Source organism: Pseudomonas sp. 06C 126 (genome assembly GCF_001855215.1).
Taxonomy (GTDB): domain Bacteria; phylum Pseudomonadota; class Gammaproteobacteria; order Pseudomonadales; family Pseudomonadaceae; genus Aquipseudomonas; species Aquipseudomonas proteolytica.
The window spans coordinates 24,927-40,619 of record NZ_MIFU01000102.1 but is presented as its reverse complement, the minus strand read 5'-3'; the positions used below and the strand labels follow the sequence as shown (position 1 = coordinate 40,619).

The 15,693-nt window shown below is 61.5% G+C and carries 14 protein-coding genes; 13 read left to right on the top strand and 1 reads right to left on the bottom strand.

Annotation, left to right across the window (positions count from 1 at the left end; genetic code table 11):
* Window positions 1-200 precede the first annotated feature (200 nt).
* From BHC62_RS20175 to BHC62_RS20160, 4 genes are all read left to right on the top strand, one after another.
* Window positions 201-455 carry a hypothetical protein gene (locus BHC62_RS20175; RefSeq protein ID WP_029295934.1) on the top strand — a complete coding sequence of 85 codons (255 nt, stop codon included), beginning with the start codon at window positions 201-203 and terminating at the stop codon, window positions 453-455.
* 30 nt (window positions 456-485) lie between these two features.
* Window positions 486-1,055: a lipocalin family protein gene (locus BHC62_RS20170; RefSeq protein ID WP_070995914.1), complete on the top strand. Its 570-nt coding sequence runs from the start codon at window positions 486-488 to the stop codon at window positions 1,053-1,055.
* A gap of 173 nt (window positions 1,056-1,228) precedes the next feature.
* Window positions 1,229-2,077 carry an EamA family transporter gene (locus tag BHC62_RS20165; protein WP_029295938.1) on the top strand — a complete coding sequence of 283 codons (849 nt, stop codon included), beginning with the start codon at window positions 1,229-1,231 and terminating at the stop codon, window positions 2,075-2,077.
* Entirely contained in the window at window positions 2,077-3,000 is a 924-nt protein-coding gene (locus BHC62_RS20160; protein WP_070995913.1) for a LysR substrate-binding domain-containing protein, read from the top strand. The genes BHC62_RS20165 and BHC62_RS20160 overlap by 1 nt, the downstream gene beginning before the upstream one ends.
* Window positions 3,001-3,050: 50 nt before the next feature.
* Here BHC62_RS20160 and BHC62_RS20155 read toward each other — a convergent pair whose 3' ends face one another.
* Entirely contained in the window at window positions 3,051-4,415 is a 1,365-nt protein-coding gene (locus BHC62_RS20155; protein WP_070995912.1) for a formimidoylglutamate deiminase, read from the bottom strand.
* 147 nt (window positions 4,416-4,562) lie between these two features.
* Here BHC62_RS20155 and hutC point away from each other — a divergent pair, with 147 nt between their 5' ends.
* The 9 genes from hutC (at window position 4,563) to hutH (BHC62_RS20110) (ending at window position 15,549) form a co-directional block, all read left to right on the top strand.
* Window positions 4,563-5,273 (top strand): histidine utilization repressor, encoded by a 711-nt coding sequence (gene hutC / locus BHC62_RS20150; RefSeq protein WP_237150459.1) that lies wholly within the window; start codon window positions 4,563-4,565, stop codon window positions 5,271-5,273.
* Complete coding sequence (locus BHC62_RS20145) at window positions 5,270-5,830, top strand: HutD family protein (RefSeq protein ID WP_029295947.1); 561 nt, start codon at window positions 5,270-5,272, stop codon at window positions 5,828-5,830. The genes hutC and BHC62_RS20145 overlap by 4 nt, the downstream gene beginning before the upstream one ends.
* A 392-nt stretch (window positions 5,831-6,222) precedes the next feature.
* Window positions 6,223-7,908, top strand: a complete 1,686-nt coding sequence (gene hutU, locus BHC62_RS20140; protein WP_070995911.1) for a urocanate hydratase — start codon at window positions 6,223-6,225, stop codon at window positions 7,906-7,908.
* 177 nt (window positions 7,909-8,085) lie between these two features.
* Window positions 8,086-9,543 carry a cytosine permease gene (locus BHC62_RS20135; RefSeq protein WP_070995910.1) on the top strand — a complete coding sequence of 486 codons (1,458 nt, stop codon included), beginning with the start codon at window positions 8,086-8,088 and terminating at the stop codon, window positions 9,541-9,543.
* Between the two features lie 68 nt (window positions 9,544-9,611).
* Window positions 9,612-10,580, top strand: a complete 969-nt coding sequence (locus tag BHC62_RS20130) for an ABC transporter substrate-binding protein (protein ID WP_029295953.1) — start codon at window positions 9,612-9,614, stop codon at window positions 10,578-10,580.
* 72 nt (window positions 10,581-10,652) lie between these two features.
* The gene (locus BHC62_RS20125; RefSeq protein ID WP_070995909.1) at window positions 10,653-11,504 is read left to right on the top strand and encodes a proline/glycine betaine ABC transporter permease; all 852 of its coding nucleotides are present in this window, start codon (window positions 10,653-10,655) and stop codon (window positions 11,502-11,504) included.
* Window positions 11,501-12,325, top strand: a complete 825-nt coding sequence (locus BHC62_RS20120; protein ID WP_050492906.1) for a glycine betaine/L-proline ABC transporter ATP-binding protein — start codon at window positions 11,501-11,503, stop codon at window positions 12,323-12,325. Before BHC62_RS20125 ends, BHC62_RS20120 begins: the two co-directional genes overlap by 4 nt.
* A gap of 142 nt (window positions 12,326-12,467) precedes the next feature.
* A complete protein-coding gene (hutH, locus tag BHC62_RS20115; protein WP_029295960.1) occupies window positions 12,468-13,991 on the top strand; it encodes a histidine ammonia-lyase in 1,524 nt (507 codons plus the stop codon).
* 19 nt (window positions 13,992-14,010) lie between these two features.
* A complete protein-coding gene (gene hutH, locus BHC62_RS20110) occupies window positions 14,011-15,549 on the top strand; it encodes a histidine ammonia-lyase (protein ID WP_143007563.1) in 1,539 nt (512 codons plus the stop codon).
* Window positions 15,550-15,693: the final 144 nt, after the last annotated feature.

Genomic DNA, 15,693 nt, shown 5'->3' with positions numbered 1-15,693 from the left:
ATACCTCCTGACCATGCGTATTAACCTGTAAACCATGTCCCCGGTTAGAAATGTAAACGATGTCCCCGGTTTGTACCGGGACAAGCCCCCTCGCCACAGGGGGCTTTTTTTGTTTTTGCCTTCCGGGAACCAGACCCCCCTTTTCCCTTCTAAGCTTCTGGCAGACCCCCACTGCTGCGTGTCCCTCCAGGAGCTCTACCATGTCGTTACGCCGTCTCGCACTCTTGTGCTTTTGCGTCCTATTGGCCGCTTGCAGCAAGGTCACCCAGGAAAACTACCAAAAGCTCTCGGCTGGCATGGCCAAGGCTGAAGTGGAGTCGTTGCTGGGTAAGCCCACCGATTGTTCCGGCGCGCTGGGCATGTCCAGTTGCACCTGGGGCGATAAAACCAGCTTTATCAGCGTGCAGTACGCCGGTGACAAAGTTCTGATGTTTTCCGGGCAAGGCCTGAAGTAAACCGGGGCGCAAGCCTGCGGGAGAAGAAGAATGATGCGTTTCGTTTTATACCTTTGCGCCAGCCTGTTTTTGGCAGGCTGCGCCAGCCATTCTGGCGATGATCTGCAACCCAAGACCGTCGGCAGCGTCAACCTCAAGCGTTACCAGGGCACCTGGTACGAGTTGGCCCGCCTGCCCATGTACTTCCAGCGTAACTGCGCGCAGTCCGAGGCCCGTTACTCCCTGCTGCCCGATGGCGACATGTCAGTGTTCAACCGCTGCCTGACCACCGAGTGGAAGTGGGAAGAAGCCAAGGGCACGGCCACGCCGCAAGTACCGGGCAAGACCGACAAGTTGTGGGTCGAATTCAATAACTGGTTCACCGCGCTGTTGCCGGGCGTGGCCAAGGGCGATTACTGGGTGTTGTACGTCAGCGACGACTACAAGACCGCCATCGTCGGCAGCCCGAGCCGGCGCTACATGTGGCTGCTGTCGCGCACGCCGACCGTCAGCGCCGACACCCGCGAAGACCTGCTCAGCAGGGCACGCCAGCAGGGTTACGACACCACGCGTTTGATCTGGCGTACGCCGGATAAGCAGATGGCCAAGACGTCGCAGTAATGCGAAATAGAAAGGGCGGGTTTTTTAATAAACCCGCCCTTTTTTTTGCCCGCAGGGTTTGACCGCGTCGGGAACCATGATGGATTTTGATGGCTGTGCTGATGAGGATTCGCTTCTGGTCAGCGCGCGAGGCTGAGTTAAATACCCGCCTTTTCCTCTGAACAGCCGACTCCATGGACAACTCCGATATTGCGGTCACCCTGGTCCTGATCTCCGCCTTTATGCACGCCACCTGGAACGCCGTTGTCCGGGCCGGCAGCAGTCGCTTCATGACCCTGGCCCTGGTCGATGGCACGGCATTGCTGATCTGTCTCGCGGCGTTGCCACTGGTCAATGTGCCGAGCTTGCAGGTTTGGGGTTATGTGCTGCTCTCGGTGGTGCTCAATACGATCTATCGCCTGTTTCTGATCAAGGCCTATGAAACGGGCGACTTCGGCCAGGTCTATCCGGTAATGCGCGGCGTACCGCCGGTACTGGTCGCGCTGTTTTCCTACTTTCTGCTGCACGAACACCTGTCTTTCCAGGCGCTGGCAGGGGTGTTGTTGATTTGCCTGGGGATCATCAGCCTGACGTTTGTGCGCAGGATGACGACGCTGATGCTCCGGCCGATCCTGATGGCGGTGGGCGCGGGAGTGTTTATTGCGTCTTACACGGTGGTGGACGCCAAGGGTGTAAGAGCCAGTGAGACGGTGCTGCAATACATCATTTACCTGACGGTGTTCCAGAGTATTCCAATCCCGTTGCTGGCGTTTCTCAAGGCGCGTACGCAGTTTGTCCAGGCGATTGGCCGTCAGTGGCGGGTGGGCATGCTGGGCGGGGTTTTTTACCTGGCGTCCTACGGCCTGGTGTTGTTCGCGCTGTCCTTGGACGCGGTGGCCAAGGTCTCAGCACTGCGGGAAACCAGTGTTATCATCGGCGCCATTATTGCTGCACTGTTCTTTCGTGAGCGGTTCGGCTGGCGGCGGACGCTTTCGGCGCTGGTGATTGTTTGCGGGATCATCCTGATCAAAGTGAGCACCTGATGGCCCAGCGCCCGCCACCGACTCCTATGCTTCAAGCCTTTGTCAGCGCTGCGCAATGTGGCAGCTTTGCGCGTGCGGCGTCTGAGCTCAACCTCACAGCCAGTGCCATCAGCCATCAGATTGCGGGCCTGGAAGCGTGGTGGGACGTGCAGTTGTTCGAGCGCCACTCGCGGGGCGTCACGCTGACTGAAGCGGGGCAGGCCTTGCTGCCGGTGACCGCTGGATTTTTCCGCGAGCTGGATGGCGTGCTGCACTCCCTGCGCCCGGACACACCTCAACCGCTGTACCTTTCGTGTACCTCGTCCCTCTGCTCGACATGGCTGATCCCCAGGCTGCACGGCTCGCATACCGAGGCCTCGTTCAACCTGGACCTGATGTTGACCAGTACGGATAACCTGGGCGCCCATCAATACGACGTAGCCGTGGTGATGGGGTACGGCGACTATCCGGAGCATCACGTCGAACTGCTGATGCGTGATGCGGTATTCCCCGTCTGCTCCCCAGAGTTTGTGCGGGGCAATGGCGATATTTCGCTGGAGGATATCGCCCGGCACCCGCTAATCCACCGGGTCGACGATCAAGTGTGCCCGGGCTGGGAAAGCTGGTTTGCGTTCCAGGCACTGGCGGCTCCACCGTATCACCGTGGCCCGCGATTTCCGGATTCCAGCCAGGCCATCAGCCTGGCCGCAAAAGGCAGTGGGATTGCCCTGGGCAGGACGGCGCTGGTGTATGACGCGCTGAAAGAGGGGAGCCTGCTGGCGTTGAACGGTCCGGTGATGATGTCGCCGGCGGCGTACTACATCATTTGTCGAAACGGGCGACAGTCTGAGCCGGATATCGCCCGGCTATTTGCTTGGCTCAAGGCGACTGCCGATGAGTTTGTGGGAGAAGTCCGCGAGCAGTGTCCGCAAATCTGTAGCTGAAGAGGTGCATGTAGGAGCTGGCAAACCAGCTCCTTCAATGGGATGTACTGTTAGGACAGTAGGTCTCTAAGAACCTGCGTGAAGGCCCGGCTGCTTTCTTCCTCGCCAGCATGCCGCCCATCGCGCACCACCCACTGGCCATTGACCAGCACATCACGCACTTGCCGATCACCCCCGGCGAACAGCCAGCGGTTGAGAATCCCGTCTTCACTGGCCGTCGCCAGGTACGGATCGTTGCCGTCCAGCACCAGCCAGTCGGCGCGCTTGCCCACTTCCAGGCGGCCAATCGGCTGGCCCAGGGCCTGGGCGCCGCCGTCGAGGGCGGCGTCGAACAACGTACGCCCGACCATCGGTTGATCGCTGCGATACAGCCGGTTACGCCGCTGGTCGCGCAGGCGCTGGCCGTATTCCAGCCAGCGCAGTTCCTCGACCACGCTCAATGACACATGGCTGTCTGAGCCAATCCCCATGCGCCCGCCCTGGGCCAGGAAGTCCACAGCCGGGAAAATCCCGTCGCCCAGGTTGGCTTCAGTGGTCAGGCACAACCCAGCAATCGCTCGGCTCTGGGCCATCAGCGTCACTTCTTCAGGGTTGGCGTGGGTGGCATGTACCAGGCACCAACGCTGGTCCACTTCGACATTGTCATACAGCCATTGCAGCGGGCGCTTGCCGCTCCAGGCCAGGCAGTCATCGACTTCCTTTTGCTGTTCGGCTATGTGGATATGCACCGGGCAGGCCTGGTCACTGGCGGCCAGGACTGCGCTGATCTGTTGTGGCGTTACCGCGCGCAATGAGTGGAAACACAGGCCCAGTTGCTGTGCCGGTTGCGCGGCCACTATCGGTTGCAAACGCGCTTGCAGGTCCAGGTAGTTTTCGGTGCTGTTGATAAACCGCCGCTGGCCTTCGTTCGGCGCCTGGCCGCCAAAGCCCGAGTGGCTGTACAGCACCGGCAGCAACGTCAGGCCGATCCCGCTGCTGGCCGCCGCCAGGCTGATCTGGCGTGACAGTTCGGTGGGGTCGGCGTACGGCTGGCCGCTGACATCGTGGTGTACATAGTGGAACTCGGCGACCGAGGTGTAGCCGGCCTTGAGCATTTCGATATACAGCTGGCGGGCGATGATTTGCAGTTGCTCGGGGCTGATCTGGCCGACCATGCGGTACATCAGGTCGCGCCAGGTCCAGAAGCTGTCATTGGGGTTGCCGGCGACTTCCGCCAGCCCTGCCATGGCCCGCTGGAATGCATGGGAATGCAGGTTTGGCATGCCTGGCAACAACGGGCCTCTGAGCCGCTCGGCGCCGTCTGCGCTGGCATTGGCCGTTACGTTGGTCAGCAGGCCGTCGGCGCTGACTTCAAGACGTACATCAGTGGCCCATCCATTAGGCAGCAGCGCGCGTTCGGCAAAGAAAGCGGACATGATCAAGGCACCCCGGTCGTGTGTTTATTTGTATATACATATACAGACGTTTGCCTGCTCGGTAAACTCCGGCAATCTATGCATCTTTTCCCCCTGCAAGGATTCCCCGTGCCGACTCCGCCCGCCAAGTCCCCGCTGGCTGCCCACATGGACGAAAGTCCGGCGCCCTTGTATGCCCGCGTCAAGCAGATGATCAGCCAGCAGATTCTCAACGGCAACTGGCCGCCGCACTATCGCGTGCCGTCGGAAAGCGAGTTGGTCAACCAACTGGGCTTCAGCCGTATGACCATCAACCGGGCGCTGCGGGAGCTGACCGCCGAAGGTCTGCTGGTGCGCATGCAAGGCGTCGGCACCTTCGTCGCCGAGCCCAAGAGCCAGTCGGCGCTGTTCGAGGTGCATAACATCGCCGATGAGATCGCCTCCCGCGGCCACCGCCACACTTGCAAAGTCATTACCCTGGGCGAAGAGGCCGCTGGCTCCGAACGTGCCGTGGCCCTGGAGATGCGTGAAGGCGGGCGGGTGTTCCACTCGTTGATCGTGCACTACGAAAACGATATCCCGGTGCAAATCGAAGACCGCTTCGTCAATGCACTGGTCGCCCCCGAATACCTGCAACAGGATTTCACCCAGCAAACCCCCTATGCCTATCTCAACCAGGTGGCACCGCTGACCGAGGGTGAGCATGTGGTGGAAGCGATCCTGGCCGACGCACAGGAGTGCAAGCTGCTGCAGATCGAGGCCGGCGAGCCATGCCTGCTGATTCGTCGGCGCACTTGGTCCGGCCGCCAGCCGGTGACCGCTGCGCGTCTGATCCACCCCGGCTCCCGTCATAGCCTCGAAGGACGTTTCAGCAAATGAATGCAGTAAAGGTCTGGCGTGCTGCCGATTACGTGCGTATGCCGTGGAAGAACGGTGGCGGCAGCACCGAAGAAATCACCCGTGACGCCGGCCATGGCCTCGACGGCTTTGGCTGGCGCCTGTCGATTGCCGATATTGGCGAATCGGGCGGCTTTTCCACGTTTGCCGGGTATCAGCGGGTCATCACCGTGATCCAGGGCGCGGGCATGGTGCTGACAGTGGACGGTGAGGAGCAGCGCGGGTTGTTACCGCTGCAACCGTTTGCCTTCAGCGGTGAAAGCCAGGTGGCGTGCCGCCTGATCACCGGGCCGATCCGCGATTTCAACCTGATCTATTCGCCCCAGCGTTACCACGCGCGTTTGCAGTGGGTGGATGGTGTGCAGCAGTTTTTCAGCACCGCGCACACCGTGCTGGTGTTCAGTGTGGCGGATGAGGTGAAGGTGCTGGGCCAAGTGCTGGGGCATCATGATTGTTTGCAGGTGGACGGTAACACCGGGCTGCTGGACATTGCAGTAACTGGCCGCTGCTGCATCATCGAACTGACCGCACGCGCTTAAAAATGTGGGAGCTGGCTTGCCTGCGATAGCAATGTGTCTGACGCATCGCAATCGCAGGCAAGCCAGCTCCCACATCGGTTATGTATTAGCTACAAAATCTGTTTCCAGTCCCGCACCAAGTTGTTACCGAATGCCCCAGCATGGCGCAATGCCCTGCTTCAGTAGCAATCCCCCGGCACTTCAAAACCCCTCTGTAAGAAATTTCATCAAGCCCGGAAGCCTTGTTTTCCGAGGCTTACACGCACCCCACAAGAAAATCTTAGGCACATGGCGCAGAAGTTGGCCGCTTGATTGCATATGCTTGTATGTACAAGTAAAGGTGTGTGCATAAGAGTCGCTGGACATCCTCTTCGCACCATCGTGTTCGCGCATCGATTGCTGAGGAGTTTTTTGTGACTGACTTTTCCCAGAACAAGCCTACCAAGTACCGCGACGTTGAAATCCGCGCCGCCCGTGGCAACACGCTTACCGCCAAAAGCTGGCTGACTGAAGCACCGCTGCGCATGCTGATGAACAACCTCGACCCGCAAGTGGCCGAGAACCCCAAAGAGCTGGTGGTATACGGTGGCATCGGCCGCGCGGCGCGTAACTGGGAGTGCTACGACCAGATCGTCGAAAGCCTCACCCACCTGAACGACGACGAAACCCTGCTGGTGCAATCCGGCAAGCCGGTGGGCGTGTTCAAGACCCACAGCAACGCGCCCCGCGTACTGATCGCCAACTCCAACCTGGTGCCGCACTGGGCCAGTTGGGAACACTTCAACGAACTGGATGCCAAGGGCCTGGCCATGTACGGCCAGATGACCGCCGGCAGCTGGATCTACATCGGCAGCCAGGGCATCGTCCAGGGCACCTACGAAACCTTCGTTGAGGCTGGTCGCCAGCATTACGACAGCAACCTCAAAGGCCGTTGGGTGCTCACCGCCGGCCTCGGCGGCATGGGCGGTGCCCAGCCTCTGGCCGCGACCCTGGCCGGCGCGTGCTCGCTGAACATTGAATGCCAGCAGGTCAGCATCGACTTCCGCTTGAACAGCCGCTATGTCGACGAACAAGCCACCGACCTCGACGACGCCCTGGCGCGCATCGCCAAGTACACCAAGGAAGGCAAGGCCATCTCCATCGCCCTGCTGGGCAACGCTGCCGAAATTCTCCCGGAACTGGTCAAGCGCGGCGTGCGCCCGGACATGGTCACCGACCAGACCAGCGCCCACGACCCGCTCAATGGCTACCTGCCAGCCGGCTGGACCTGGGACGAGTACCGCGCCCGCGCCAAGACCGAGCCCGCCGCCGTGATCAAGGCGGCCAAGCAGTCGATGGCCGTGCACGTCAAAGCGATGCTCGAGTTCCAGAAACAAGGCATTCCGACCTTCGACTACGGCAACAACATCCGTCAGATGGCACAAGAAGAGGGCGTAGAAAATGCCTTCGACTTCCCGGGTTTTGTGCCGGCCTACATCCGTCCGTTGTTCTGCCGTGGCATCGGCCCGTTCCGTTGGGCGGCACTGTCGGGCGACCCGCAAGATATCTACAAGACCGACGCCAAGGTCAAAGAGCTGATCCCCGACGACGCCCACCTGCACAACTGGCTGGACATGGCCCGCGAGCGCATCAGCTTCCAGGGCCTGCCGGCGCGCATCTGTTGGGTCGGCCTGGGCCAACGCGCCAAGCTTGGCCTGGCATTCAACGAGATGGTGCGCAGCGGCGAGCTGTCGGCGCCGGTGGTGATCGGCCGTGACCACCTGGACTCCGGTTCGGTGGCCAGCCCCAACCGCGAAACCGAATCCATGCAGGACGGTTCCGATGCCGTGTCCGACTGGCCTCTGCTCAATGCCCTGCTCAATACCGCCAGCGGTGCGACCTGGGTTTCGCTGCACCACGGTGGCGGCGTAGGCATGGGCTTCTCCCAGCATTCGGGGATGGTGATTGTCTGCGACGGTACCGACGAAGCCGCCGAGCGGATTGCCCGCGTGCTGCACAACGACCCGGCCACTGGGGTAATGCGCCACGCCGATGCGGGCTATCAGATCGCTATCGACTGCGCCAAGGAGCAGGGCCTCAACCTCCCGATGATCAAGTAGCGCCTGGCTCGGTTCCTGTGGCAGCCGGGCTTGCCCGCGATGGCATCACTGTGGTCTGCCTGACAGACCGAGTTGTGCGTATCGCAGGCAAGCCAGCTCCCACATTTGACCTGCTGTGTACACAAGACCTGTTTTATCCGCGTCACCGAATAACAATCCATTAGAGGTTGAACCCCCATGGCTGCAAAAGACGCACGTGCAAGCTCCACCCCGTTGATCGAAAGGCGTTCGATCGACTACATCCCGGAAGCGGAAAGACACGGTCGTCTATTTAGCCAGTTCACCCTCTGGATGGGGGCCAACCTGCAGATCACCGCGATTGTCACCGGGGCCCTGGCCGTGGTGTTGGGCGGTGATGTGTTCTGGTCGTTGATCGGTCTGTTGATCGGCCAACTGCTGGGCGGCGCGGTGATGGCATTGCATGCGGCGCAAGGACCACGGCTTGGCCTGCCGCAGATGACCTCCAGCCGGGTGCAGTTCGGGGTATATGGCGCGGCCATTCCGATGGTGCTGGTGTGCTTGATGTACCTGGGGTTCACCGCCACCGGGACTGTGCTTTCCGGCCAGGCACTGGGCCAGTTGTTCGGGGTCAGTGACAGCCTCGGCATCCTTATCTTTGCCAGTGTCATCGTGCTGGTCACGGTGCTCGGTTATCGGGTGATCCATTTCATCGGCCGTGTCGCCAGCGTCATTGGGGTGATTGCCTTTGTCTACCTGTTCAGCCGCCTGATGAGCCAGACCGATGTTGGCGCACTCCTGCAAATCCGCCACTTCAGTTGGTCCAGCTTCCTGCTCGCGGTGTCGCTTGCGGCCTCCTGGCAGATCGCCTTCGGGCCCTATGTGGCTGACTACTCACGCTACCTGCCGAGCAACACGTCTTCGGTGAAAACCTTTCTGGCCGCAGGCGCAGGCTCGGTCATTGGTGCGCAGGTGGCAATGATCCTCGGGGTGTTTGCCGCCGCCATGTCCAACGGGCAATTTGCCGGTAACGAAGTGGCCTACATCGTGGGCCTGGGCGGCACCGGTGCTACGGCGGCGCTGCTGTACTTCAGCATCGCGTTCGGCAAGGTCACCATCTCCACGCTCAATTCCTACGGCAGCTTCATGTGTATTGCGACCATCGTCAGCGGTTTTCGGGGGCGTATGGAGGTGACGCGTTTGCAGCGCCTGGTTTTCGTGCTGTTGATCGTCGGCGCGGCGACCCTGATCGCGTTGCTCGGCCAGCACTCGTTCCTCAGTGCGTTCAAGTCCTTCATCCTGTTTTTGCTGGCGTTCTTTACGCCCTGGAGTGCAATCAACCTGGTGGACTACTACTGCATCACCCGCGATCGCTATGACGTGCCGGCGCTGGCCGATCCGAACGGTCGCTATGGCCGCTGGAACCCGCTGGGTATCAGCGTGTATGTGTTCGGTGTGCTGGTGCAGTTGCCGTTCATCGCCACCAAGTTCTACACCGGCCCCCTAGTGGCCAGCCTGGGGGGTGTGGATATTTCCTGGATCATCGGCCTGGTACTGCCTGCCGCCCTGTATTACGTGTGTGCAAAAAAATGGCACGGCGAGATTCCGCAGCGACTGATCCTGCCGGTAGAGCAGGGCGCTACGCCAACAACAACCGGGCAGCTTGCACAAGCCTGATGGGACGTGGACGAGGCAGGATGCCTTTTGACTGCCGTAATCCATTTCATGATTGGGAGCGTCACACAATGAAAATGCATAAGACCCTGCTGACCCCATTGCTCGCCGCAGGCTTGCTGGCCAGCGCTGGCGCCACCCAGGCGGCCGGCTGGTGCGAGTCAGGCAAACCGGTGAAGTTCGCTGGCCTGAATTGGGAAAGCGGCATGCTGCTGACCGACGTCCTGCAAGTGGTCCTGGAAAAAGGCTACGACTGCAAAACCGATAGCCTGCCGGGCAATTCCATCACCATGGAGAACGCCCTGGGCAGCAACGATATTCAGATCTTCGCCGAGGAGTGGGTCGGCCGCAGCGAAGTGTGGAAGAAAGCCGAGAAGGCCGGCAAAGTCGTCGGCGTCGGCGCCCCCGTGGTCGGCGCGGTTGAAGGTTGGTACGTGCCGCGTTATGTGATCGAAGGCGACGCCAAGCGCAAGCTTGAGGCCAAGGCGCCGGACCTGAAAAACATTGCCGACCTGGCCAAGTACTCTGCGGTATTCAAGGACCAGGAAGAGCCTGCCAAAGGCCGCTTCTACAACTGCCCGGCCGGCTGGACGTGCGAGCTGGACAACAGCGAAATGCTCAAGAGCTATGGCCTGGAAAGTTCCTACACCAACTTCCGCCCAGGCACCGGCCCGGCGCTGGATGCGGCGGTGCTGTCGAGCTACAAGCGTGGCGAGCCGATCCTGTTCTACTACTGGTCGCCGACGCCGCTGATGGGCCAGGTGGACCTGGTCAAACTCGACGAAAAACCCGGCGTGGACAAAAGCGTGACCATCAAGGTCGGCCTGTCCAAGACTTTCCACGAGCAGGCCCCGGAACTGGTGGCGGTGCTGGAAAAGGTCAACCTGCCGATCGACCTGCTCAACCAGAACCTGGCGCGCATGAGCAAAGAGCGCATTGACTCAGCGAAGCTGGCGAAGATTTTCCTCAAGGAACACCCGGAAGTCTGGCACGCCTGGGTCAGTGAAGACGCAGCCAAGAAAATCGACGCGGCCTTGTAGGCACAGTGCTCCCGGCTACCCTGAAAAGGCAGCCGGACACCCGGCCACACTCCACTGGATCGAGAGCACGCTATGTTTCCTGAGAGTTTTACGTTTTCCATCGCCGACTGGGTCAACGGTTGGGTCGATGGGTTGGTGACCAACTACGGTGATGTGTTCCGGCAGATCTCCGACACCTTGCTGTGGGCCATCGTCAACCTGGAAGGCCTGCTGCGCATGGCGCCCTGGTGGCTGATGCTGGCGATTGTCGGCGGCGTTGCCTGGCACGCTACCCGCAAGGTAGTGACCACGGCGGTGATCGTCGGCCTGCTGTTCCTGGTCGGCGCGGTCGGCCTGTGGGACAAACTGATGCAGACCCTGGCCCTGATGATGGTAGCCACGGTGATTTCGGTGCTGATCGGCATTCCCCTGGGCATTCTCTCGGCGCGCAGCAATCGCCTGCGCTCGGTGCTGATGCCGCTGCTGGACATCATGCAAACCATGCCCAGCTTCGTGTACCTGATCCCGGTATTGATGCTGTTTGGCCTGGGCAAGGTGCCGGCGATTTTTGCCACGGTGATCTACGCCGCGCCGCCGCTGATACGCCTGACCGACCTGGGCATTCGCCAGGTGGACCGCGAAGTGATGGAAGCCATCAATGCCTTCGGCGCCAACCGCTGGCAGCAGCTGTTCGGCGTGCAACTGCCGCTGGCCCTGCCAAGCATCATGGCCGGGATCAACCAGACCACCATGATGGCCCTGTCGATGGTGGTGATCGCCTCGATGATCGGCGCCCGTGGCCTGGGGGAAGACGTACTGGTCGGTATCCAGACCCTCAACGTCGGCCGTGGCCTGGAGGCTGGCCTGGCGATTGTGATTCTCGCAGTGGTCATCGACCGCATTACCCAGGCCTATGGTCGTCCACGGCATGAGGCGAGCAAATGACTACTGTCAGCAAGATCGAAGTTAAAAACGTCTTCAAGATTTTCGGCGCGCGGGAAAAAGAAGCCCTGGCACTTATTGGCCAAGGCCAGACCAAGGACCAGGTGCTGGCGCAGACCGGTTGCGTGGTGGGCGTCAATGACCTGTCCCTGAGCATCGGTACCGGCGAGATCTTTGTGATCATGGGCCTGTCGGGTTCTGGCAAGTCCACCCTGGTGCGCCACTTCAACCGCCTGATCGACCCCACCAGCGGCGCGATCCTGGTGGACGGTGAAGACATTCTGCAACTGGATATGGACGCCTTGCGCCAGTTCCGCCGGCACAAGATCAGCATGGTGTTCCAGAGCTTCGGCCTGTTGCCCCACAAGAGCGTGCTGGACAACGTGGCCTACGGCCTGAAAGTGCGCGGCGAAAGCAAGCCAGTGTGCACCGAGCGCGCGTTGCACTGGATCCAGACCGTGGGCTTGAAGGGCTACGAAAACAAATACCCGCACCAACTGTCGGGCGGCATGCGCCAACGGGTGGGCCTGGCCCGTGCGTTGGCGGCGGACACCGACATCATCCTGATGGACGAGGCGTTCAGCGCCCTCGACCCGCTGATCCGTGCCGAGATGCAGGACCAGTTGCTGGAGCTGCAAAAGACCCTGCACAAGACCATCGTGTTTATCACCCACGACCTGGACGAGGCCGTGCGTATCGGCAACCGCATTGCGATCCTCAAGGACGGCAAGCTGATCCAGGTCGGTACGCCGCGGGAGATTTTGCATTCGCCGGCGGATGAGTATGTGGACCGGTTTGTTCAGCGGCGGGCGGCGGTGGTCTGAGCCAGCAGGTGCAGTGAGGCTGCTGGCCCCATCGCAGGCAAGCCAGCTCCCACATTTGAATGCATTCACAAATCAAAATGTGGGAGCGGGCTTGCCCGCGAAGAGGCCGGCAAGGCTGTAAAAAAATAAAGAAGGTATGAAGATGTCCCAGGCTAAAAAAATCATCATCGCCGACACCCCCCTGCACTGGCAGGACGTGGTCGCCGTCGCTCGCTGGGGCGCTGAGCTTGCGCTGTCGGGCCAGGCCTGGGCGCGCATCGATAATGCCCAGGCCATCGTGCAACGCATCGTCACCAGCGGCGAGCGCGCCTATGGCGTCAACACCGGCCTGGGCGCCCTGTGCAATGTGTCGCTCAAGGGCGAGCAACTGAGCCAGTTGTCGCGCAACACCTTGCTTAGCCACGCCTGCGGTGTCGGTGCGCCGCTGAGCAATGAACAGACCCGCGCCATCATCTGCGCCGCCGTTATCAACTACAGCCAGGGCAAATCCGGCCTGCATCCGCAGGTGGTGCATTCGCTGCTGGCGCTGCTCAACCATGGCATCACCCCGCAAGTACCGTCCCAGGGCTCGGTGGGCTACCTGACCCATATGGCCCATATCGGCATTGCCTTGCTGGGTGTAGGAAATGTTAGTTATCGCGGGCAGATCGTTACCGCCCAGGCCGCCTTGGCCGCCGAAGGCCTGCAGCCCGTGGTGCTTGGCGCCAAGGACGGCCTGAGCCTGGTCAACGGTACGCCGTGCATGAGCGGCCTGAGCTGCCTGGCCCTGGCCGATGCCCACCATTTGCTGCAATGGGCCGATGTGATCGGTGCCATGAGCTTTGAAGCACAGCGCGGGCAGATCGACGCATTCGACGAGCAGGTCATCGCCCTCAAACCGCATCCGGGCATGCAGCAGGTCGCCAGCAACCTGCGGGCCTTGCTCGATGGCAGTGAGGTGATTGCCGCGAGCAAGGGCATTCGCACCCAGGACGCGCTCAGCATCCGTTCGATCCCCCAGGTCCATGGCGCTGCCCGCGATCAACTGGAGCACGCCACCCGGCAGATCGAGACCGAACTCAACGGCGCCACCGACAACCCGCTGTTGCTGGGCACGCCGGACAACTACCGGGTGGTGTCCCAAGCCAACCCCCATGGCCAGTCCGTGGCATTGGCGGCGGATATGCTGGCCATCGCCATGGCGGAAATCGGCGCCATCGCCGAGCGCCGCCTGGACCGCCTGATCAACCCCCACGTCAGCGGCCTGCCGGCATTCCTGGTGAGCAACCCCGGGGTTAACTCGGGGATGATGATCGTGCAGTACGTCGCCGCTTCCCTCTGTGGTCAGAATCGCCAACTGGCGCAGCCGGCGGTGCTCGACAATTTCGTCACCTCGGGCCTGCAGGAAGACCACCTGAGCATGGGCACCAATGCCGCGCTCAAACTGCACGCGGTGCTGGACAACGTCACCCAGATCCTCGCCATCGAATACCTGCTGGCGGCCCAGGCCTTTGAGTTCCTCAAGGAGCAACGCTTCGGCGCCGGCACCCACACCGCCTGGCGCCTGCTGCGCGAGCAGGTCCCGGCCTATGAACAGGACCGCTGGCTGGCGCCGGATATCGCGACCGCCGCCACGCTGCTCAAGAACACCGATTTGCTGAACCACGCTTTACCGAATGTGCACTGAACCCTATTTCAAAAGGAGCATGAATGTGACCGCGCTAAATCTGATTCCAGGCCAACTGAGCCTTGCCCAACTGCGTGCCATCTACCAGCAGCCGGTAACCCTCAGCCTGGATGACAGCGCCACGGCGCAGATCGAAGCCAGTGTTGCCTGTGTCGAGCAGATCCTTGCCGAGAACCGCACTGCCTATGGCATCAACACCGGTTTTGGCCTGCTGGCCTCGACCCGTATCGCCAGCGAAGACCTGGAAAACCTCCAGCGTTCCCTGGTGTTGTCCCACGCTGCCGGCGTGGGTGAACCGATCAGCGATGCGCTGGTGCGGTTGGTGATGGTGCTCAAGGTCAACAGCCTGAGCCGGGGTTTCTCCGGGATTCGCCGCAAGGTGATCGACGCGCTTATCGCCCTGATCAACGCCGAGGTCTACCCACATATCCCGCTCAAGGGCTCGGTGGGTGCTTCCGGTGACCTGGCGCCGCTGGCCCATATGTCCCTGGTGCTGCTGGGCGAAGGCAAGGCCCGTTACAAAGGGCAATGGCTGGAGGCCACCGAGGCGCTGAAAGTCGCCGGCCTCACGCCTCTGACCCTGGCGGCCAAGGAAGGCCTGGCGCTGCTCAACGGCACCCAGGTTTCCACCGCCTACGCCCTGCGCGGTCTGTTTGAAGGCGAAGACCTGTTTGCCGCCGCCATCGCCTGCGGTGGCCTGACCGTCGAAGCCGTGCTGGGCTCGCGCTCGCCGTTCGACGCGCGCATTCATGCGGCCCGTGGCCAGCGTGGGCAGATTGACTCGGCGGCCGCGTATCGCGACCTGCTTGGCGACAGCAGCCAGGTGTCCCAGTCCCACCAGAACTGCGACAAGGTGCAAGACCCGTACTCCCTGCGCTGCCAGCCACAAGTCATGGGCGCCTGCCTGACCCAGTTCCGCCAGGCGGCCGAGGTGTTGGTGGTCGAAGCCAACGCAGTGTCGGATAACCCGCTGGTATTTGCCGCCGAGGGTGATGTGATCTCCGGCGGTAACTTCCACGCCGAACCGGTGGCGATGGCTGCCGACAACATGGCCCTGGCCATCGCTGAAATCGGCTCCCTCAGCGAGCGTCGTATTTCGTTGATGATGGATAAGCACATGTCGCAACTGCCGCCATTTTTGGTGGGCAACGGCGGGGTGAACTCCGGGTTCATGATCGCCCAGGTGACTGCTGCGGCCTTGGCCAGTGAGAACAAGGCGCTGTCCCATCCCCATAGCGTCGACAGCCTGCCGACGTCGGCCAACCAGGAAGACCACGTCTCCATGGCCCCGGCTGCCGGCAAGCGCCTGTGGGAAATGGCTGAAAACACCCGTGGCATTCTCGCGGTGGAATGGCTGGCCGCGTGCCAGGGCCTGGACCTGCGCGATGGCCTGAAAACCTCGCCGAAGCTGGAACAGGCCCGTGGGATCCTGCGCGCCAAAGTAGGGTTCTATGACAAGGACCGCTTCTTCGCCCCGGACATCAATGCCGCCAGTGAGCTGTTGGCCAGCCGCTGCCTGAATGAGCTGGTACCCGCCAAGTTGCTACCAAGCCTCTAAACACTCCCCCGATCCCGTGTGGGAGCTGTCTCGCCCGGCGAGGCTGCGATAGCGGTGGACCAGGCAATGTAAATGTTGCCTGTGCCGCCGCCATCGCAGCCTCGCCAAGGCTCGACAGCTCCCACAGGTGATCGTCCATAGGTT

Coding starts and splice junctions, on each gene's coding strand:
- BHC62_RS20175 (WP_029295934.1), top strand. CDS start 201: ATGTCGTTACGCCGTCTCGCACTCTTGTGCTTTTGCGTCCTATTGGCC.
- BHC62_RS20170 (WP_070995914.1), top strand. CDS start 486: ATGATGCGTTTCGTTTTATACCTTTGCGCCAGCCTGTTTTTGGCAGGC.
- BHC62_RS20165 (WP_029295938.1), top strand. CDS start 1,229: ATGGACAACTCCGATATTGCGGTCACCCTGGTCCTGATCTCCGCCTTT.
- BHC62_RS20160 (WP_070995913.1), top strand. CDS start 2,077: ATGGCCCAGCGCCCGCCACCGACTCCTATGCTTCAAGCCTTTGTCAGC.
- BHC62_RS20155 (WP_070995912.1), bottom strand. CDS start 4,415: ATGTCCGCTTTCTTTGCCGAACGCGCGCTGCTGCCTAATGGATGGGCC.
- hutC (WP_237150459.1), top strand. CDS start 4,563: ATGGACGAAAGTCCGGCGCCCTTGTATGCCCGCGTCAAGCAGATGATC.
- BHC62_RS20145 (WP_029295947.1), top strand. CDS start 5,270: ATGAATGCAGTAAAGGTCTGGCGTGCTGCCGATTACGTGCGTATGCCG.
- BHC62_RS20135 (WP_070995910.1), top strand. CDS start 8,086: ATGGCTGCAAAAGACGCACGTGCAAGCTCCACCCCGTTGATCGAAAGG.
- BHC62_RS20130 (WP_029295953.1), top strand. CDS start 9,612: ATGAAAATGCATAAGACCCTGCTGACCCCATTGCTCGCCGCAGGCTTG.
- BHC62_RS20125 (WP_070995909.1), top strand. CDS start 10,653: ATGTTTCCTGAGAGTTTTACGTTTTCCATCGCCGACTGGGTCAACGGT.
- BHC62_RS20120 (WP_050492906.1), top strand. CDS start 11,501: ATGACTACTGTCAGCAAGATCGAAGTTAAAAACGTCTTCAAGATTTTC.
- hutH (WP_029295960.1), top strand. CDS start 12,468: ATGTCCCAGGCTAAAAAAATCATCATCGCCGACACCCCCCTGCACTGG.
- hutH (WP_143007563.1), top strand. CDS start 14,011: ATGAATGTGACCGCGCTAAATCTGATTCCAGGCCAACTGAGCCTTGCC.